At 64.0% G+C, this 17,617-nt stretch carries 20 protein-coding genes; 6 read left to right on the top strand and 14 right to left on the bottom strand.

Annotated features, from left to right (window positions below; genetic code table 11):
* Window positions 1-240: 240 nt before the first annotated feature.
* On the top strand, window positions 241-864 hold the full coding sequence (locus tag R4P95_RS29555) for an FAD-dependent oxidoreductase (protein WP_317753885.1): 624 nt from the start codon (window positions 241-243) through the stop codon (window positions 862-864).
* Here R4P95_RS29555 and R4P95_RS29550 read toward each other — a convergent pair.
* Together R4P95_RS29550 and R4P95_RS33705 are read right to left on the bottom strand one after the other, a co-directional pair.
* The gene (locus R4P95_RS29550) at window positions 784-987 is read right to left on the bottom strand and encodes a zinc-ribbon domain-containing protein (protein ID WP_109335484.1); all 204 of its coding nucleotides are present in this window, start codon (window positions 985-987) and stop codon (window positions 784-786) included. The genes R4P95_RS29555 and R4P95_RS29550 overlap by 81 nt on opposite strands.
* 75 nt (window positions 988-1,062) lie before the next feature.
* Window positions 1,063-1,260, bottom strand: a complete 198-nt coding sequence (locus tag R4P95_RS33705) for a FitA-like ribbon-helix-helix domain-containing protein (protein ID WP_397517768.1) — start codon at window positions 1,258-1,260, stop codon at window positions 1,063-1,065.
* Between the two features lie 93 nt (window positions 1,261-1,353).
* Between R4P95_RS33705 and R4P95_RS29540 the strand changes: the two genes are divergently transcribed.
* Complete coding sequence (locus R4P95_RS29540) at window positions 1,354-1,890, top strand: DUF488 domain-containing protein (RefSeq protein WP_317747199.1); 537 nt, start codon at window positions 1,354-1,356, stop codon at window positions 1,888-1,890.
* 39 nt (window positions 1,891-1,929) lie between these two features.
* Here the strand turns inward: R4P95_RS29540 and R4P95_RS29535 are convergent, their stop codons facing one another.
* From R4P95_RS29535 to R4P95_RS29525, 3 genes are all read right to left on the bottom strand, one after another.
* The gene (locus tag R4P95_RS29535; RefSeq protein ID WP_317747201.1) at window positions 1,930-3,435 is read right to left on the bottom strand and encodes a protein adenylyltransferase SelO; all 1,506 of its coding nucleotides are present in this window, start codon (window positions 3,433-3,435) and stop codon (window positions 1,930-1,932) included.
* Window positions 3,436-3,481: 46 nt separating this feature from the next.
* A complete protein-coding gene (locus R4P95_RS29530; RefSeq protein ID WP_213575498.1) occupies window positions 3,482-3,760 on the bottom strand; it encodes a hypothetical protein in 279 nt (92 codons plus the stop codon).
* Between the two features lie 298 nt (window positions 3,761-4,058).
* Window positions 4,059-4,364, bottom strand: coding sequence for a DUF4193 domain-containing protein (locus R4P95_RS29525; RefSeq protein WP_317747203.1), 306 nt, complete (start codon window positions 4,362-4,364; stop codon window positions 4,059-4,061).
* A 321-nt stretch (window positions 4,365-4,685) separates the two neighbouring features.
* On the opposite strand from R4P95_RS29525, the gene R4P95_RS29520 reads away from it, so the two are divergent.
* On the top strand, window positions 4,686-5,078 hold the full coding sequence (locus tag R4P95_RS29520; RefSeq protein WP_317747204.1) for a DUF2267 domain-containing protein: 393 nt from the start codon (window positions 4,686-4,688) through the stop codon (window positions 5,076-5,078).
* Between the two features lie 11 nt (window positions 5,079-5,089).
* On the opposite strand, the gene R4P95_RS29515 is transcribed toward R4P95_RS29520, so the two are convergent.
* Window positions 5,090-6,145 carry a YeiH family protein gene (locus tag R4P95_RS29515; RefSeq protein WP_317747206.1) on the bottom strand — a complete coding sequence of 352 codons (1,056 nt, stop codon included), beginning with the start codon at window positions 6,143-6,145 and terminating at the stop codon, window positions 5,090-5,092.
* Between the two features lie 101 nt (window positions 6,146-6,246).
* On the opposite strand from R4P95_RS29515, the gene R4P95_RS29510 reads away from it, so the two are divergent.
* Window positions 6,247-7,152 (top strand): LysR family transcriptional regulator, encoded by a 906-nt coding sequence (locus R4P95_RS29510; RefSeq protein ID WP_159926639.1) that lies wholly within the window; start codon window positions 6,247-6,249, stop codon window positions 7,150-7,152.
* Between the two features lie 8 nt (window positions 7,153-7,160).
* On the opposite strand, the gene R4P95_RS29505 is transcribed toward R4P95_RS29510, so the two are convergent.
* From R4P95_RS29505 to R4P95_RS29480, 6 genes are all read right to left on the bottom strand, one after another.
* Window positions 7,161-7,892, bottom strand: coding sequence for a sulfite exporter TauE/SafE family protein (locus tag R4P95_RS29505; protein ID WP_317747207.1), 732 nt, complete (start codon window positions 7,890-7,892; stop codon window positions 7,161-7,163).
* Window positions 7,893-7,932: 40 nt separating this feature from the next.
* Complete coding sequence (locus R4P95_RS29500; RefSeq protein ID WP_317747208.1) at window positions 7,933-8,961, bottom strand: phosphotransacetylase; 1,029 nt, start codon at window positions 8,959-8,961, stop codon at window positions 7,933-7,935.
* Window positions 8,962-9,093: 132 nt separating this feature from the next.
* On the bottom strand, window positions 9,094-9,999 hold the full coding sequence (locus R4P95_RS29495; RefSeq protein WP_213576319.1) for an alpha/beta hydrolase: 906 nt from the start codon (window positions 9,997-9,999) through the stop codon (window positions 9,094-9,096).
* A 45-nt stretch (window positions 10,000-10,044) separates the two neighbouring features.
* Window positions 10,045-11,661 carry an NAD(P)/FAD-dependent oxidoreductase gene (locus R4P95_RS29490; protein WP_317747313.1) on the bottom strand — a complete coding sequence of 539 codons (1,617 nt, stop codon included), beginning with the start codon at window positions 11,659-11,661 and terminating at the stop codon, window positions 10,045-10,047.
* Window positions 11,662-11,778: 117 nt separating this feature from the next.
* Complete coding sequence (locus R4P95_RS29485; RefSeq protein WP_317747314.1) at window positions 11,779-13,251, bottom strand: aldehyde dehydrogenase family protein; 1,473 nt, start codon at window positions 13,249-13,251, stop codon at window positions 11,779-11,781.
* 856 nt (window positions 13,252-14,107) lie between these two features.
* Window positions 14,108-14,392 carry a YciI family protein gene (locus R4P95_RS29480; protein WP_317747316.1) on the bottom strand — a complete coding sequence of 95 codons (285 nt, stop codon included), beginning with the start codon at window positions 14,390-14,392 and terminating at the stop codon, window positions 14,108-14,110.
* A 278-nt stretch (window positions 14,393-14,670) separates the two neighbouring features.
* Between R4P95_RS29480 and R4P95_RS29475 the strand changes: the two genes are divergently transcribed.
* Together R4P95_RS29475 and R4P95_RS29470 are read left to right on the top strand one after the other, a co-directional pair.
* Entirely contained in the window at window positions 14,671-15,018 is a 348-nt protein-coding gene (locus tag R4P95_RS29475) for a hypothetical protein (protein WP_317747317.1), read from the top strand.
* The gene (locus tag R4P95_RS29470; protein WP_317747318.1) at window positions 15,011-15,661 is read left to right on the top strand and encodes a Dabb family protein; all 651 of its coding nucleotides are present in this window, start codon (window positions 15,011-15,013) and stop codon (window positions 15,659-15,661) included. Before R4P95_RS29475 ends, R4P95_RS29470 begins: the two co-directional genes overlap by 8 nt.
* A gap of 68 nt (window positions 15,662-15,729) precedes the next feature.
* Here the strand turns inward: R4P95_RS29470 and R4P95_RS29465 are convergent, their stop codons facing one another.
* Together R4P95_RS29465 and R4P95_RS29460 are read right to left on the bottom strand one after the other, a co-directional pair.
* Complete coding sequence (locus R4P95_RS29465; protein ID WP_317747319.1) at window positions 15,730-16,668, bottom strand: alpha/beta hydrolase; 939 nt, start codon at window positions 16,666-16,668, stop codon at window positions 15,730-15,732.
* 147 nt (window positions 16,669-16,815) lie between these two features.
* On the bottom strand, window positions 16,816-17,502 hold the full coding sequence (locus R4P95_RS29460; RefSeq protein WP_317747320.1) for a DNA alkylation repair protein: 687 nt from the start codon (window positions 17,500-17,502) through the stop codon (window positions 16,816-16,818).
* Between the last annotated feature and the right edge of the window lie 115 nt (window positions 17,503-17,617).

Raw genomic sequence — 17,617 nt, 5'->3', positions numbered from 1 at the left:
TCATGGCACCACAATCCTTTGCTGACTCAGAAACAGTTCCTATAGATGATCTACAGCAACCGGGTCTTGTGTCAACCATCACTTTGCGCCACCCCCACCCCGGCCCACGGAAACACCTGCTCAACACCCGTACGGCCGAGACATCTCGTCGGCCGGCTTCGGTAGCGGGCGGGGTTGGAAACTCGAGCGGCAGCCCCACCGTTCGTGGGCCGCCCGATCGAGTCACCGTCGTGAAGCGCTTTGGATGCCAGCATCACAGCCCAGTTGGGTGCCGCGTCTGCCTACGCGGAGGCCGGTCGCCGGCACTGGCTCGATCTGTCGAGGAAGGCAGGATTCTGGGCGACAGAGACGGGAACGCACTGCGTGCCCCGCCACGAACACGAGTTCGCTGCTCTGCGGCAATTCGCCGATAAGCACGGTCCTGACCGTGCGCAAGTGCTCGACCGCCGCCAGATCCTCGACCGAATACCAATCTCCGGGGAAGACGTCATCGGACGGATGTACCTGCCGATGAATTTTCAGGTCGATCCACGCCAGGCCACACCGTCGATGGCGGAGTGGCTGGAGCAGTCCGGCGTCCACTTTCCACTGGCGCACCGCCGCAATGTTTTTCGACGCCGCTACGATCGACAACTCCCGCGGACCGCTACGGACGAACACGATCTTCGTGTCGAAAAGGCTGCGCACACAGTTTCCCGGCTATGTGGATCTGGACTCTGGATTCGAGGTTCTGCTCGCCGATGCGCGAAAGTTGTTCGGAGTGGACGTGATATGCCCGGTGCCTCAGACCTCGACGGCGGTGCCGCAGATGCCACATTCCTCGAATTGCCGGCGATTCCAGCGTGCGACGGGAACAAAAAATAGCGTGAACTGCTTGGATTCCCGTATCCGTGCCCACTGTGTGGTGTTGTGGCAGCGCGGGCACGTTCGGGTCTGCCCCGCACCGAGGTGTTGCCGCTTGGTGCCGAAACCGAATAGTAAGAACACCGCACCAGCATAGAGCGAGCTCGGTAGACGGTCATCGGCTGGCAGATCAGAAGTTGTCGCCCGGTCGACGGATTTTCACACCGAAGTCGGGAGGATCCCGCGTACCTCTGCTTCGACCGACCGGTGATGCTGCTCGGCGCGCGCCCGCAGGGCGGCCTTGGTTCCCGCGGGAAGGTTGCGACCCAGGATCTGTTCCACTGTGACCACCTCCGATATCGCCTGAGAGTGTCGGTGGACGTCGACCCGGACCTTGAACTCACCGACTCGTAACATCACCACCAACGCTCCCCGTCCGTTCCCGGCGCAGAGCAGAGGTCCGACGAAGCCGACACCACTGGCCGGTTCCGAGGAGAAGAAGGTAAGACGATGTTGATCTCGGTGGGGCACGGCCGACTCGGCCGGGAAGAAATGACGACGCTGCTGGAGACGGCCGCCATTGAAGCGGTAGTCGACATTCGTCGATATCCAGGCAGTCGTCACAACCCCGATGTCAGCAGTGAGGCGCTCACGCAATGGCTACCGCACGCGGGAATCGACTACCGCCACGAACCGCGGCTGGGCGGGCGCCGCCGCCTGCCGTCGGGCGAGGAGCGGGAGGACCCCTGGTGGCAGGTCGACCAGTTCGCTGCGTACGCGGCGTATACCCGCACGACCGAGTTCGCTGACGCCTTCGCCGAGTTGGTGGAGCAGGCGAGTCGGCGGCGAACGGCGATGATGTGCAGTGAGAGTGTGTGGTGGCGTTGCCACCGCCGCCTCGTCGCCGACGTCGCCGTCCTCGCCCACGAGGTCGAAGTCGAGCACCTCATGCACGACGGCCGGCTAACTTCTCATCTGCCTGCGGCGGGTGCACGCGTCCGATCCGACGGACGGGTGGTCTGGGACGGTGACCGAGCATCGTCGTGAACGACCGCGAACCGCTCGGCGTGGCCGTGGGTCCGTAGGTCAGGTGCCGCAGAAGGTTTGGAAGGTATCGCTGAATGCACGCGGTGCGGGCGTGGTGTAGTCGGACCATTCGTCGCGGTGGTCGAACGGATGCGTAACGACCTCGAGCAGCTTCTCGAACGGAGCGAGATCACCGCCGGTCGCGGCGCGCAAAGCAGCATCGACCTGATGGTTGCGCGGGATGTACAGCGGGTTGACGCTGTCCATTGCAGCTGCGGTGTCCGCTGCCCCGAGCCCGTGTGCGGTCAGGACGCCGCGCCAGCGTTCCAACCATGCCCCGATGTGCTCGCGCGGTACTTGCTCGCCGAGAGGTGACGAGTTCCCGCGTAGCTCCTCCGCGAGAGCGCGGAAGGTGCCCGACCAGTCGGCACCGTGTTCCTCCATCAGCGTCAGCAGGTCGTCGATCAACGCACGCTCGGTGAGCGTGCCGGCTACACCGAGCTTTGCCGCCATACCCGCCGAGTACTGGCGGTCGTATCGCTCGTCGAAGGTGTCGAGGACCGCCGAGACCGCGGTAATCGCGTCATCCACCGTCGAATCCACCAGCGTCAGCAAGGTTTCCGCGAAGCGCGCCAGGTTCCACTTCAGGACGGCGGGCTGGTTGCCGAACGCATAGCGGCCGCCGTGGTCGATCGAACTGAACACTGCAGCCGGATCGAATGCGTCGAGGAAAGCGCACGGACCGTAGTCGATGGTCTCTCCTGAAATGGTCGTGTTGTCGGTGTTCATCACCCCGTGCACGAACCCGGTGAGCATCCACTGCGCCACCAGTGACGCTTGAGCCTCGACCACCGCCTCGAAGAACGCCAGGTAGCGATTGCCGTGACCCGTCTCCGGCAGTTCGGTCAGCTCCGGGTAGTGGCGGGCGATCGCGTAGTCGGCGAGGGGCTGCAACACCTCACCCCGCCGCACCGCGAATTCGAAGGTGCCGACCCGCAGGTGACTGGCCGCCACCCGGGCTAGCACGGCACCGGGCTCGGCGCCGTCTCGAAGAACGTGCCGGCCGGTCGCCACCACCGACAGCGCGCGCGTAGTGGGGACGCCGAGGGCATACATCGCCTCGCTGACCAGGTATTCACGCAGCATCGGGCCAACAACAGCGAAACCGTCGCCGCCCCGCGAGAACGGTGTGCGCCCCGAACCCTTGAGATGCACATCCACTCGTCGGCCGTCACCATTCTTCACTTCACCGAGTAGTAACGCCCGACCATCCCCCAAGAGGGGTACGTACCCACCGAACTGATGGCCGGCATACGCCATCGCCACCGGCTTGGCCCCAGCCGGCGCCGTCGACCCGGACAGGACGGCGACCCCGTCCTCGCTTCGCAGCGCCTCGATATCCAGCCGCAACGACGCGCCGAGCTGCTCGTTGAGCACGAGCAACTTCGGGTCGGGCGCCTGTGCGCCCTGCCATGGCACCGTCAGGGCGTCCAGCTCGTCGGCGAAGGTGCTCTCGAGGCCGGCCATCGCAGCGGTAGTGCCGACCGTGAAATCCGGGATTGCCATCTTTCGAGACTAACCACCGCGCGGAAATCCAACCGGGTCGCGGCGCTCATTTCATCGCGCCGAGTACAGCCCCGTCTCGGGGCACCAATTCGAACCAGGCGCTGGTGCCGCCGCGGATATGCGGCTCCGGGTAGCACAGGGCCAGCGACTGCGCCTCGAACGCGGTGAACCACTCGTCCCAGGACAGGCGCTCCAACCCGGTGACGGTCCCGAGGAAGTCGATCCGCAACTGGCCCGCACTGTCCCGCGCAGGTGCCCCGTGATGCGCCTGAACCCACCGGCGAATCTCGTCGTGATCGGTGGTGATGTGCGGTGCGATGGTCATCGCGCTCGTCCTCCTCGCGTCCTGCCTGCGTCTCGCCCCCTGCCTACAGGCGTTGCCGTCGGCGCGGTGAACGAAACGTCGAAGCCGGGAATGTTCCGGGGGCTCGAACGCCGCGCGCCGGTAACCGCCGACCACACCCACGGTGAGCTGGGCTTTTCGCGGCGCCGCCCTCGTCTTCTCGGGGACGGCAGAATCTGATCATAACGACCTTTCATCCCCACTGGCCAGGGCAAAAGGTCACCAGCGCGCACGCCCGGCCGAGACCGCTGTTCCAGGTCCACTGCGGCGGATAGATCGATCAGTCGGCGCAGTCGCCGCAGATCATCCGACTCTCGGTGCGCTCGGCCAACCGGCTACGGTGGTGGACGAGGAAGCAACTGGTGCAGGTGAACTCGTCACTTCGCTTCGGTACCACCTTGACCATGAGCTCTTCACTGGACAGGTCGGCGCCCGGCAGCTCGAACGACTCCATGACATCTGCCTCATCGAGGTCGATGTCGACTTCGGGCGATTGGGGTTCTTTCCTGGTCTCGAGCTGATCGAGCGACTCTTCGACAAGATCATCCGGACCGCTCAGTCTGGGGGCGTCGTAGTCGGTGGCCATGACCGTTTCTCTCCTTCGTGCAATCACGGTCAACGCTCGCTAAGGCGATAGCTACCCGCCCGGGCGACAGCTAATTGATAACGCCGGGGGACCGACGTTCATGCCCGGGTAGCTGTGCGACACGGGTTCGCACACACCACGATTCTCGAGGTTTGATGACCAGCTCGGGTGGGTAGGGCGCAAGCATGGCGTCGAAGAGGCTCCCGGACCGAAAACGATCCATGGATGAGACTCCACCGGCACGTCCGACCGCTGGACCCACGCGAACTCCGGGAACTGGAACGCCCCTTCGAAGACCCACAGAGGAATGGAGGAGCACAGATGAACAAGGAAGAGCTCGTTTCCGCAGTACGCAGCACCGCGGGAATCGATACCGTCGAGCACGGCGAGGCCGCTATACGGGCGACATTGCGGGTGCTCGGCCAGCGTCTGTCCGGTGGTGAGACCAAGGATCTCGCCGCACAGTTGCCGCCGGCGTTCAACGATACCTTGCCCGCCACCGGGCCCGGCGAGCGGTTCGGAGTCGATGAGTTCTACGGAAAGGTCGCCGAGGACGAAGGTCTGGGGTGCAGTAAAGAACAAGCCCGTCAGCACGCGCGGGCGGTGATGGCCGCACTGAAGGCTTCCGTGACGGGCGGTGAGTTCGACGATGTGGTGGCCCAGCTTCCCGACGAGTACGCGGATCTCCTCGGTACCGGACCCGTCCAGCACTGATGCCGCGGTTGTCACCCCACCAGAAGAACACCGACCAGCGCGATCGAAGCCACCCAGACGGTGGAGATGCCCGCGAGCACGAAGGGCCGCGCACCGACCTTCTTGATCGTGGTGATCTGGACGCCGGCGCCGAGGGCGAACATCGCGGCGGTGAGTAGGGCGGTTTGCACGATCTTGGCCTCGGCGAGCAGGCCGGCGGGAAGCAGGCCGGACGACCGCAGGCCGACGCAGGCGAGGAATGCGAGGACGAAGAGCGGGACGAGCGGGGGCCGCTTCACGTCGGCGTCGGTGCCGGCGAGCTTGCGCTGGCGCACGCTGAGGACGGCCATGACCGGGGCGAGCATGAGGACTCGCGCGAGTTTGACCACCGCGGCGACGCCGAGGGCAGCACCGCCGATCGCGCCGCCCGCGGCGACGACCTGAGCAACCTCGTGGATGGAGCCGCCCGCCCACAGGCCGGCGTCGGTGTCGGAGAGTCCCAGCGCTCGCGACAGCAGCGGAATCGCGGGAATCATGAGCGTGCCGAAGATGACGACGAGCGCGACCGCGGTGATCACCTCTTCCTCGTCGGCGTCGACGACTCCGTCCACCGCTGCCACGGCGGCCGCACCGCAGATCGAGAATCCGCAGGCGATGAGCAGACGCTGGGTCCAGCTGAGGCCGAGCAGCTTGCCCGCGAACATCGTTCCCACGATGCCGAGACAGACAATCGAGACGACCACGACGATAACGCCCCAGCCCAGTCCGAGGATGTCGCTCAGCATCAACTGGAGTCCGAGGAGCGCGATACCCACCCGCAGCAACTTCTTGGCGGAGAACTGCAGTCCCGGGCGCAGGCGTTCGGGCAGATGCACGATGTTCGACAGAACGGCGCCGAGAACGATGGCGATGAGCAGCGGGCTCACCGTCGGAAGGAACCGGCCGACACCCATCGCGGTGCCGGTCGCGACAGCGCACAGCGCCAGACCTGGCACGAGAGTGGCCGTGGCGTCGTGCAGTCGCGGCAGCGTGGCGGTGCTCGGGGCGCGCTGTTCCTCGGACTTCGATTCCCTCAGCTGACTACTCATACGTCTACGGTCGATCAGAATCGACGTCTCCGGTAGCCGTCAGTTCGGCATGGGCACATATCAGATCGATATGTCTTGCGCGCAGGCCATATACTGAATGCATGTCCCGCAAATGGCCCGATTTCGCCGTGCTCGAGTTACTCGTCGGCGTCGACGACCATGGAAGTCTCGGCGCCGCCAGTAGACTCGCTGGAATGGCCCAGCCGAACGCGAGCCGCGCCGTGAAACAACTCGAGCGCCAGTTCGGCATGACCCTGCTGCAGCGCAGTCCGACTGGCTCCACGTTGACCCCTCAAGGCACGGTGATCGCGCACTGGGCTCGCCGGGTTCTCTCCGATACCCGCCGACTGCTCGATGTGGCGGACGGATTGCGCGCCGAACGCACCGCCGAACTGACGGTCGCCGCCAGCATGACGGTGGCAGAGCACTTGATGCCGGCATGGCTGGGCCAGTTCCGCAGCCAGCACCCGGACGTCACCATCCATCTGCAGGTGCATAATTCGACGCAGGTATTCGACCGGGTAGCCGGCCGGACGTGTGACGTCGGGTTCGTCGAATCCCCCTCGGTGCCGAGACCCCTGAAAAGCCTCACGGTGGCGCGTGACCGGTTGGTGGTCGTCGTTCACCCCACCCATCCGTGGGCGCGCAGGCGTAAAGCACTGTCCGTAGCCGAGTTGGCCATGACGCCCCTACTCGCCCGTGAACCGGGCTCGGGTACTCGCACCACGCTCGATGTGGCGTTACAGGAATACGACAGGGCGGCACCGCTCCTGGAACTCGGCAGCGCCGCCGCCATTCGTACCAGCGTGCTGGCCGGGGTCGGGCCGGCGGTCATGAGCACGCTCGCCGTGGCGGAGCAGGTGGAGGCCGGCGAGCTGAAGGTGATCGACGTCGAGGGTCTCGACCTCGACCGCGTACTGCGCGCAGCGTGGCGCGGACCTCGTCAACTCGACGGTCCGGCAGGCGAACTGGTGCGTCTGGTCCGCCGAGTCGGTATCGACCGCTGAGCGCGTGCCTATCCGACGGTGAGGGTCACCGCGCCTGCGGTGATCACCAGCACGATGACGGCAGAGCGGAACACGCCTGGCGGCAATCGCCGGGCAATCGCCAGTCCGATGAGGTTTCCCGCCAAGGCCGCGAGCACGAATACCGGAAGGCGTGGCCAGATCATCGACTCCGTTACCTCGTCGCGAAACCAGAGAACTGCCAACGCCATGACATTGGCGACGATGAAGTAGCCCGCGAGGTCGGCGATGAAGCACAGTGGCGGCAGCCGCGCCCGCATGAGCAGCAGCACGGGGGGTGGTCCGTTGAGAGATGTTGTGGTTCCGAGGTATCCGCCGACGGCCCCGGTGAGCGCCAGCGCCGGGGTCGACGGCGTCCGTGGTGTCTCCGTCCGCACTGGAAGAGCCATGGCGACCCCGCACATCATGACCAGCGCTCCCGCAGCCGGTTTCAAGAACTGCTCCGGCAGCATGCTCAGCGTGACGGCACCCAACCAGGCCCCTGGCAGGCTGCCGGCTCCCAGCAACGCCACTCTGCCCCAATTGATCTGGCTCCGTAGCTGATATGCCGCGCTGAGGCGGGTGACCAGTCCCGCGACGAGGTTCACGAACACCACCTCGGCGACGTCGAATCCGGCCATCAACATGACCGGGGTCGCGATGAGGGCCGTTCCGAATCCGGTGGCGCCACCGATGACCGAGGCAATACCGATACAGAGGGCACCCAGTATCAGCATCGCCATGGTGAATCCCTTCGTTCGGAGGCCTCGGTGACGAGGTCGATCAGGTGGCCAGCGATTGGATCGCACTCACCAGAGACATCAACTCGATGTCGCTGCTGCTGCATCCGCGGGACAGATCGTTCCACGGCGCCGACAGTCCCTGCAGAATCGGTCCCAGCGCTGTTGCGCCACCGAGCCGCTGCGCGATCTTGTATCCGATGTTCCCGGCGTCGAGATTCGGAAATACCAGTACATTCGCGCGGCCCGCGACCCTCGAATCCGGAGCCTTCGACGCCGCGATTTCGGCGACGAGGGCGGCATCGAACTGAAGATCTCCGTCGACGTGCAGGTCCGGGTCGCGCAACCGCACCCGCTGCACCGCCTCGCGGACCTTCTCCACCCGCGGGTGGCTGGCACTGCCCTGCGTGCTGAACGAGAGCATTGCCGCGACGGGTGGCTGCTCGGTGAGCTGGAAGTGGGTGGCGCTTGCGGCCAGGGCTATATCCACCAGTTCGTCGACGGTGGGGTCGGGCACGACGGCGCAGTCGGAGAACGTCAGCTGCCTGCCGTCCGGTAGCAGCATCAGGAACGAACTCGACAGGATACTCGAGCCCGGTGCGAGACCGACGATGCGCAATCCGGCTCGCAGCACGTCGGACGTCGGCCTGCTCGCACCCGCGACGCAGGCATCGACCACTCCCGCGCGTAACGCCGCCGCGGCGAGGCACACCGGGTCGGACAGCGCCGACTCGATCCGATCGGGGTATTTGGCGAATCCCGATTCGACGGCGTCGCGGAGCGCGGGGTCGGCGGCCGCCTCGGCGAGGTCGATGACGAGTTCCTCGGCGAGGGGGATACCCGCAGCCTCGGCGATACGCCGGATAACATCCCGCCGCCCGAACAACCTGGGGGAGACGACGCACTTGTGGTGCAGGTGGTGGGCGCCGCGGATTGCGCGTTCGTCTTCTCCGTCCGCGAGACCGACGACGCGATTCGCCCCTCGCAGGGTGGCGATCCAGTGGTCGATCAGCGACGAATCCTGTACTTGTGCAGTGTCAATGAGTGGTACAGCGGTGACGCTCGGGGCCATGGCCTCGCTCTCCCATCACTACGAAGGGGGTGGCGGGGGGGGGGCGCGCCCCCCCCCCCCCCCCGCCGCGAACACCTTCACCCCTTGTCGCCGAGAACCTTCGCCTTCACACGCATGCTGCGTATTTGAGGTTCAGGCGAGGCCCAACTTGGGACGCAGCCACTGGGCGATCCGGCTCAGCGCTTGGTCCGCCTCGGGTGCCCGACCCGCATTGAAGTGGAATACGTGCTGTTGCTCATCGACCACGTCGAGCACCACCTCGCCGCTCACCTTCTCGATCAATTCGGCCAACCGACGTGAGTCATCCAGTAGCGTCTCATAGCCTCCGACCGATACATATACCGGAGGGAAGTCGGTGTAGTCGCTGAGCAGTGGGTTCGCCCGCGGGTCCGTTGCATCTGCGGGTTCGGAGAGAAACATTCCCCGCATCGTTTCCAGAACCGCCCTCTTCGCCAAAACGTCGACCGCGTCGTTCGATTCGACCGTCATCCCCTTGATCTCCATATCGAGCCATGGTGAAAGCGCGACGACGGCGGCAGGAGTGGGAAGGTCCAGACCCGCGAGCTCGAACGTTGTCGAGATCGCGAGATTGGCGCCCGCCGAGTCGCCGACGGTCGCCGTGTACTCCGCCTTGTAACCCTGCGTGCGGAGCCACTTGTGGACGGCCATGCAATCTTCGAGTTGGGCTGGGTGCTTGTGCTCCGGCGCGAGCCGGAAGTCCACGATCAGGGCGCGAACACCCGCCAATTTAGCCAGGTGTGCTGCAAGCTTGCGGTGTGAGAAGCGTGAACCCGTCGCGAAGCCGCCACCGTGGGTAAAGACGATCACGCGGTCTTCTGCGGCCCCCAGAGGCTTGGCCCACATTGCCGGCACACCGTTGGCTGTCACTTCCTCATAGGTGACGTCGGTAGGCTCGATGGTCGGAAGATGCCACTCTTCGAACATATCTCGCTGACTGGCGAGGTCCATTCCTTCGGACCGGGTAAGCCACGACGCGTACAGGTCGTTGAGGAACAGGGATTCTTTGCTCACGGACATGTGTTGCTCACTTTCATCACTACTCGAGGGAGGGAGATTGACTGTTCAGGAAAGCGCGAAGCCCTTGTATCCCGCACACACGGTCTCGTCCCACTTGGCCAGGTAGAGGGGAAGACCACCGGGGTAGTTCAGCAACTGCCGCGGCTTACCCGGGACGTTGGCACCCATGTACCAGGAGTCGGCTCTGTCGTAGAGCGCCTCGGCCGTCAGCTCGGCGACGTGATCGGACCAGGCAGCATCCGCATCCGCCTCGGATTCGATACGGCTCAATCCGTTGTCCCGCATGTAGTCGATGGTGTTGATGACGAGGTCACCTTGGATCTCGGCGCAGCTGGGCCCGTTGCAGAAGCCCGACGGGCTGAGTGGTCCGTAGAGGAACAGCAGGTTGGGGAATCCTGCCGTCGCGACCCCGAGGTTTGCCTGCACGCCGTTCGACCACTTGTCCCGGAGCAACGTACCGTCGGTGCCGCGAATGTCGATGGCGGTCAGGCCACCGGTGACGGCATCGAAGCCGGTTGCATAAACGATGATGTCGAACTCGTGCTCTTCCGAAGCGGTCTTCAGCCCGGTGGGCGTGATCGTCTCGATCGGGTCCTCGTGCAGATCGACGAGACGCACGTTGTCCTGGTTGAAGATGTCGTAGTAGGTCTGCTCGAGCGAGGGGCGCTTCACGCCGAAGGGGTACGCCTTCTTCATCGGCGCCAGCTTCTCGGCGATCACCGGGTCCTTGATCCGGGCACGCGTCCGGTCACGCCAGAACTCGTAGGCCGTGTCATTTGCGGCATCGTCGACGAAGACGTCTTGGTACGTTCCGAGCCAGAACTCGAAACCGTGCTCCCACAGTCGCTCATAGGTGGCGGTTCGCTCTTCGTCGCTCACCTCGAGGGCTGACTTGGGAATGAAGTCGAAGTCGAAGCCGGAGAATGACGCCGGACGACGACTGAATCGGTCCGCCAGATCGGACCTGATTTTCGAGTTGTCCTCGTCGGAGAGCCGACGCTGACGCATCGGGAGCGCCTGAACGGGGGTGCGCTGGAAGATGGTCAGCTGTGCGGCTTCCTGCGACGCCTCCTGAGCGACCTGCACGCCGCTGGCGCCGGTACCGATGATGGCGACTCGCTTTCCTGCGAAATCGATTCCGCCTTCGGGCCACAGACCGGTGTGGTGGTTGATCCCTGCGAAGCTGTCCATTCCCGGGAGATTCGGGAAGATCGGCTTTGCTGCGAATCCGGTGCACAGAACGAAGTACTGGCAGACGAAAAGGTTTCCGTTTTCCGCGGTCACGGTCCACTTGTTCGCGGTCTCGTCGAACTCGGCGGACGCGACCCGGGTGTTGTAGTAGATGTCCTTGCTCAGGTCGAGCTTCGCATCGACGTACTTGAAGTAGCGGCGCAGTTCGTCACCTCCGGGGTAGAGCTCGGAGAACCCGAAGTCATCCCATAGGTCGGGGCGCGTGAACTGGTAGATGGGACCTTCGCTGTCTACTCGGGCACCCGGGTAGCGATTCCAGTGCCAGATTCCGCCCAGGTCCTCACCCGCCTCGACTACTTTCACCGAGTACCCTCGACTCCGCAGATTCTCGAGCTGGTACAACCCGGCGAATCCTGCTCCTACGACGAGAACGTCAAGTACTTCGGTCACGGCTGGTGCGGTAGTGCTCATTGTTGTCTCCTCTTGTTACCGAGTGTTGCTTGGGGTTTGATGCTGGGTTTTGCTGATTGGGCTGTGTGTCGCAGACTGTGTTGAGCTGGCTTATGGGAATCCCGTCCGGCGTGGCTTCTAGGTCCAGCGGACATACGCGGTCTTGGTGGTTGTGAAGAAGGTACGTGCAGCCTTCCCCTGTTCTCTGCTCATGCTGCTCGAGCTCTTGAGCCCACCGAACGGCACATGTGGCTCGACACTGCTGGTCTCGCGATTGATGTGCACCAACCCCGATTGTGTGCGCCGGATGAAGGTCATCGCGGTCGCGATGTCTCTGGTGAACACTCCGGAGGACAGGCCGTAGTCCGTGTCGTTCGCGGCCTTCAGCGCATCGTCGAAACCATCGACTTCCTGCACGGTCACGACCGGTCCGAAGATCTCCTCCCGGACGAGCCTGCTCTTCTCCGACACTCCCGTCAGGATGGTGGGTGCGATATAGCAAGTGTCGGAATCAAACTCCCGCCTCGTGAGAAACTGGACGTTCTCGTCGCGGGCGAGTTGCAGGTAGCCGGCCACCGTGTCACGTTGCTCCACCGAGGCCAGTGGGCCGATATCGGTGGCCGCGTCGTACGGATTACCGACGACGAGCGCGTCAGCGTGCTTCACCAGCAGTTCTCGTAGTCTGGGAGCGACGGCGCGGTCGACGTAAACCCGGCTCGTCGCGGTGCAGCGCTGTCCCGTGTGGAGCATCGCGCTCTTCACGATCTGTAGCGCTGCATCCTCGACATCGGCGTCGGCGAGAACAATGGACGGGTTCTTGCCACCCAGCTCCAGCTGGACCTTGATGTTGCGATCGGCGACGGCCTGACGGAGTCGCGACCCGACTGCACCGGAACCGGTGAAGGTCAAGGCTGCGAGTCGGGGGTTCCCGGTGAGTGCCGCCGAGAGCTTTCTACCACTGCCTGTCACCAGATTCACGACCCCCGCGGGCAACCCGGCTTCTGCGAGAATCCTCGTCAGGAACACTGCGGATCCGCAGGCCGGTTCGGCGGGCTTCCACACAACTGCGTTCCCGAAACCTATTGCCGCCGCGATCTTCCACGCCGGAAGCGCGAAAGGGAAGTTCCACGGTGTGACTACACAGACGACGCCGAGCGGCTGCTCTACCGTCATCAGCATCGTGCGTGAGTCGGCACTGGGGTATGTCTCTCCACTGGGTTGCAGTATCTCACCGGCGTAGTAGCGGAGGATGGCGACACTGCGCAGAACCTCGGCGCGTGCGTCACGGATCGCCTTCCCCATGTCTGCGGTGATAGTGAGGGCAGCTTCGTGAACGCGACTTTCCAAAAGATCAGCGGCAGAACGGAGATAGTTCGACCGCTCAATTGCTGTCGTCTCGCACCACGCTGGTTGAGCACCGCCTGCGGCCGCGTACGCAGCCTCGACATTACTGGGAGTCGCTGAAGCGTAGATTCCCGTCACACGGCGGAGATCGGAAGGATCTACACGCTCGAAAGTGTCGGTGGCGGTGCTCCATCGACCTGCGATATACAGCGTTGTCCCGTCAGCGATCGATGACGGCGACGTTGGGCTGTCCAAGTTCACGGACATCTTTGTTCCCCGATCTGTGTAGGCGCAGAGGTGGTTTAAGTCGCCCCTCGGCGCGGAGGTGTTGTGTCTCATCACCCGCACGCGCAAAGCGGCGGGTGTGCCGGTATGAGATCTTCTCGGCAATCTTGTAGTGCGTACTGTCACCGCGGGCGGGTCGATATCGGACTTTCCGGTCTCAGTGCAGTCGAGCGGCGGTAGTCGAAGTGATTGGGGAACCACTCTTTTGCGGCGATACCCAGTGGCTGCCAAAAGCCCTCGGACGCCTCACAAAACGATTCAGCAATGACCACTCGAGTGACTTGGAACACGCTGTAGGACAAGCATGACACCCGGCCTCCTAAAACACAATAGAGGAATATTTTACGTATATAGGCAATCTTCGAATGCATGTGGCGGGAAGATGCGCGACAAAGCCCGGCCGATCGAGTAGCTCGAGCAATCGCTGAGTTCCCCAGTGATTTCGGTGAATGGCCGAATCGCGCTCCGGACAGATGCGAGCCAATTCGACTTGCCTTCAAGGACTTCGAAACCCAGCACTCGAGAGCAGGTATGACCGTCACTCCCGATCGCCCGACGCCATTGTTCAGCGAGAAGGGCGCGTGAGTTGGCAGCCGCGACTGTGGCTGGAACTAATACAATTTCACAGGAAGAGAAGACATTATTCCCTTATCACCACCGGCAAGGTTGCCGGGCCACGCAAATCGCTAGGAAGGCACGTGGCGGAGGTGAGGTTCAGAATGAGAGAACCGCAGCAAGTTCGTCTGAACCAACACCGCCGACCAAGTACTTACCGCGGCAAACCACCAAGTAGCTTCAACAGCGAGCCACTAGGGACTGAGGTGTGCCGCATTCGCCGTTAGACGCCGACGAGAGGGCCTATGACTGGATTCCATTGGTAGATGCGCTCTCCTACGACGACGCCCTGCGTGACGTAAGGATCCTCCGCAAGCAGAGAACGCAAGGCGTCTTCGCTGTCCGCTTTGAATACCAGTAAGGCTCCGGCGCCGTCGACCCAGGCGCCGGCCTCCTGCAGCACGCCTCGGGCAGCGGCATCCTTGACGAAAATCAGATGTTCGGCATGCGCAGCCTCTTTGACCGACGCATCGGTGGTATACGACCAGATCACAGCGAACAAGGCCATGGTTGCTCCTCAAACGGGGGAATGAAACGGCTCCGAATATGCGCATGAACTGCACACTCGAAAAGGGTAGAAGTACGGATGAGGTGACTCGTGTCCTATTTCGCGACACTGACTGCTCCATGAGTGGAGGTATGAAACGGAATCGGATCTGACCAGCGTGTCGCAACCGTCCGTCGAGGTCCTCGATGACGTCCGCGCCCGTCTCACCGGAGCCGCACCTCTCCCGCCAAGAGGGAGATCCTCTGCTCCAGCGGCTCGAGTGCCGTTACGTTCAGACCATGGTAGGCGAGAAGGTATACGTGGTCGATCGTGTGGTCACAAAACCCGGACGTGCCCGGGAGTTCGTCGACGCGTACGTCACCGAGTACGTACCGGGGGGACGGACACGCGGAATGACCCTGGATCGAATTCTCGTCAGCCCCCCGATCTGGTGGGCGGACGAGCCCAACACCATCACGATCACGTGGGTGGTCGACGGGGTCGACGCCTGGTGGGACATGACCCGGCGGGGCCGCCCCGACCCGGAGCTCGGCCGGTGGTGGTCGCGGATGGACCCGATGATCCTCGACCGAACCCGTTCCATGGCGGCAGCGGCCGAGAACGTCGACGGTGTGTGCGATGTATAACGTCACGAGGGTCGTCCACTTCACCGAGGCAGCCGATGCCACTGCGCGGGACGAGTACGCGAACAATGCGCGTCAGGCCATCCTTGCCGCCGGCGTGAAACGGTTACTCATCGCCCCGACTTTGCCCGGGGTCATCAACGGCGGCGACCTGATCGTGCACCTGCAGCTCGCCGACACCGCCGCCTGGCGGAAACGCGCGGACGACATCGACTCCGCACTTTCGCAGCCGATTGCCGACCGAGTCGACGGGGTCGAGTACGCCCCCGGACTCGGCGGTCGGGTGCCCGGACAGCATTCGAGCCGCCTGTACCGCGCACTGCTGCTCCGTGTGGAGTCGGGTACACCGGACTCCGTCGTCCAACGGTTCGAGCGGGAACTACTCCGCATGCCCGACCATATTTCATCGATCACGGCGTGGCAGCTCAGCAGAGTCGACGCGGCCCTCGGTCCGCAGCGGTGGACTCACGTGTTCGAGCAGGAGTTCACCGACCATGGTGCCGTGATGGGGCAATACCTGAATCATCCGATCCACTGGAGCGTCGTGGACCGGTGGTTCGACCCCGAGTGCACCGACATCATCGTCCGAGACCGGGTGTGCCATACCTTCTGTGAACTCGACGACCTCGTCATCCCTCACCGGTAGCTCCCCGAAAAGTGCTGTGGTGCGGCCGGACCGGTAACCGGCCGACCGCACCACAGGTAGCGCGGGTGCTATGCGTTGCCGAGTACGTCGCGCATCATTTCCCAGATCTGTTCGCGTGCCGGCGCGGTGAGCGAGAGCGAAGGGAAGGTCAGGAATCCGTGGAACAGTCCGTCGAACCGGTGGTGCCGGACTCGGACACCGTCCGCGGTGAGGCGCGCCGCGTACGCACCACCCGATGAGCACGGCGGATCGAGTTCGGCGGTAATCACGACCGCCGGAGGCAGACCGGCCAGTGTCTCGGCCCGGGTGGGAACGAGACGCACATCCTCGGTCCCGTTCGGCGCATACTGCTGCCAGTACCACTTCATCGCCTCGGTGGTGTTGTAGTACCCGGTCCCGTAGAGGCGGTACGACTCGGTGTCGAAGTCGTCGTCGATCACCGGATACAGCAGCACCTGCGCGGCGACGGCCGGGCCGCCCCGGTCGCGGGCCGCAATCGCGACCGTCGCGGCGAGGTTACCTCCGGCGCTGTCGCCCGCCAGTGCGATCCGGGTGGGGTCGCCGCCGTACTCGGCGGCGTTCTTCGAGGTCCACTCCAGGGCAGCGTAGACGTCGTCGTGCGCGGCAGGGCCGGCATGCTCGGGGGCCAACCGGTAGTCGACCGACACCACAACCACGCCGGCACCTTGCGCCATGGAGCGGCACAATTCGTCGTGACTGTCGAGGTCACAGAACACGAATCCGCCACCGTGGGCGAACACCACCACAGGCAGTTCCGGATCGTCGCAATGCGGCCGGAAAATTCGTAGCGCGAGGTTGCCGTCGGCAGTCTCGATCGTGAGATCGGTGACCTCACGCATGTCCGGTAGGTGCTGCAAGGGTGCGCGCCGATCGCGGATCAACTCACGCAGTTCCGTGGGCGGCACGGCCGTGATGTCCGGAAACCCTGCATCGAGGGTGGCGAGCATCGCTGCAACTTCGGGATGCAGGGTGGGTCGAACTGCCATGGTGTGGTCTCCTGGTCGGTCGGCGCGTTCCTGCGGTCACGGTAGGCGCGCCGCCGGATCGGCCGGAACCAGGATTCCCGATCAGCGGTCGCCCATCAGCCAACCGGTTCTGCTTCGCGAATCTTCATGTCGTCATTGCTCGTCGGCTTACTTGTTCTGTTGTCGGTTCACCATCTCGGTGATCCAGACCGGCGCGAAGGGTGAGGTGCAGTTCGGGGGCGTCGGGTAATCCTCGAGCACGCGCAGCCGCTCGCCGATGTCGATGGCGCGCGCTCGTTGCTCCGCGTGCTCAATTCCGATTTGCGCCAAGCAGGAATTCATCGCCCACTGCAGGCGATCCGGGGCATCCTTCATCTGCGCTTCGATGATGTCGAGCAGTCCTGTGAGGTCGAGGCCCTCGGGTTTCTTCGCCACGCGATCGGTGGTCAGCGCCCAGCCGGCACTCGCGACCACCGGATCCGGATCGGCGAACCAGGCCAGGCGTAGCTCCTCGGCGTGCGGGTTCTTCTTCACGACGTAGTTGACGAGCCAGTCGTGCACCTTGGGTGTGCGCGCCTGACGCAGCATGGCATCCAATTCGTCATGTTCGAACGCCTTCGGGCGGCAGATCAGGATCGCCAGCAGTCTCGCCGCGCTGTCATCGGTGTCCCAGAGCTCGCGGGCGAGTTCCTGCTGGGTCTTCAGCCGCTTGGCAAGTGCGCGCAGTTTGCCGAGGTTCACGCCGTGGTCGTCACCGTGCTTGACGTTCACCTCGCGTGCCCTCGGGTCCTCGAGCTCTGCCAGCTCGGCCAACACCTCGGCCACCGTTGTGGGGTTCGCCGTCGTCTGAGCCATGTCTCTTTCCTGTCCGTCGCGTGGGAAACAGGTTACGACGAGGGGTCGACATGTTGCTGACCTGCAGTATCGACGGCTGTGGTGTTGCCGAGGTTGGTGGCGGCCCAGGTGGCGA

Source organism: Rhodococcus sp. IEGM 27 (assembly GCF_033142305.1).
GTDB classification, from domain to species: Bacteria; Actinomycetota; Actinomycetes; order Mycobacteriales; family Mycobacteriaceae; genus Rhodococcus_F; species Rhodococcus_F oxybenzonivorans.
Note: the sequence above shows the minus strand (reverse complement) of the source record. Positions and strands in the feature narration are given on the sequence as shown.

Coding starts and splice junctions, on each gene's coding strand:
- R4P95_RS29480 (WP_317747316.1), bottom strand. CDS start 14,392: ATGGCCTTGTTCGCTGTGATCTGGTCGTATACCACCGATGCGTCGGTC.
- R4P95_RS29470 (WP_317747318.1), top strand. CDS start 15,011: ATGTATAACGTCACGAGGGTCGTCCACTTCACCGAGGCAGCCGATGCC.
- R4P95_RS29505 (WP_317747207.1), bottom strand. CDS start 7,892: ATGGCGATGCTGATACTGGGTGCCCTCTGTATCGGTATTGCCTCGGTC.
- R4P95_RS29540 (WP_317747199.1), top strand. CDS start 1,354: ATGTTGATCTCGGTGGGGCACGGCCGACTCGGCCGGGAAGAAATGACG.
- R4P95_RS33705 (WP_397517768.1), bottom strand. CDS start 1,260: ATGTTACGAGTCGGTGAGTTCAAGGTCCGGGTCGACGTCCACCGACAC.
- R4P95_RS29465 (WP_317747319.1), bottom strand. CDS start 16,668: ATGGCAGTTCGACCCACCCTGCATCCCGAAGTTGCAGCGATGCTCGCC.
- R4P95_RS29535 (WP_317747201.1), bottom strand. CDS start 3,435: ATGGCAATCCCGGATTTCACGGTCGGCACTACCGCTGCGATGGCCGGC.
- R4P95_RS29490 (WP_317747313.1), bottom strand. CDS start 11,661: ATGAGCACTACCGCACCAGCCGTGACCGAAGTACTTGACGTTCTCGTC.
- R4P95_RS29515 (WP_317747206.1), bottom strand. CDS start 6,145: ATGAGTAGTCAGCTGAGGGAATCGAAGTCCGAGGAACAGCGCGCCCCG.
- R4P95_RS29485 (WP_317747314.1), bottom strand. CDS start 13,251: ATGTCCGTGAACTTGGACAGCCCAACGTCGCCGTCATCGATCGCTGAC.
- R4P95_RS29520 (WP_317747204.1), top strand. CDS start 4,686: ATGAACAAGGAAGAGCTCGTTTCCGCAGTACGCAGCACCGCGGGAATC.
- R4P95_RS29475 (WP_317747317.1), top strand. CDS start 14,671: ATGGTAGGCGAGAAGGTATACGTGGTCGATCGTGTGGTCACAAAACCC.
- R4P95_RS29530 (WP_213575498.1), bottom strand. CDS start 3,760: ATGACCATCGCACCGCACATCACCACCGATCACGACGAGATTCGCCGG.
- R4P95_RS29510 (WP_159926639.1), top strand. CDS start 6,247: ATGTCCCGCAAATGGCCCGATTTCGCCGTGCTCGAGTTACTCGTCGGC.
- R4P95_RS29495 (WP_213576319.1), bottom strand. CDS start 9,999: ATGTCCGTGAGCAAAGAATCCCTGTTCCTCAACGACCTGTACGCGTCG.
- R4P95_RS29525 (WP_317747203.1), bottom strand. CDS start 4,364: ATGGCCACCGACTACGACGCCCCCAGACTGAGCGGTCCGGATGATCTT.
- R4P95_RS29500 (WP_317747208.1), bottom strand. CDS start 8,961: ATGGCCCCGAGCGTCACCGCTGTACCACTCATTGACACTGCACAAGTA.
- R4P95_RS29460 (WP_317747320.1), bottom strand. CDS start 17,502: ATGGCTCAGACGACGGCGAACCCCACAACGGTGGCCGAGGTGTTGGCC.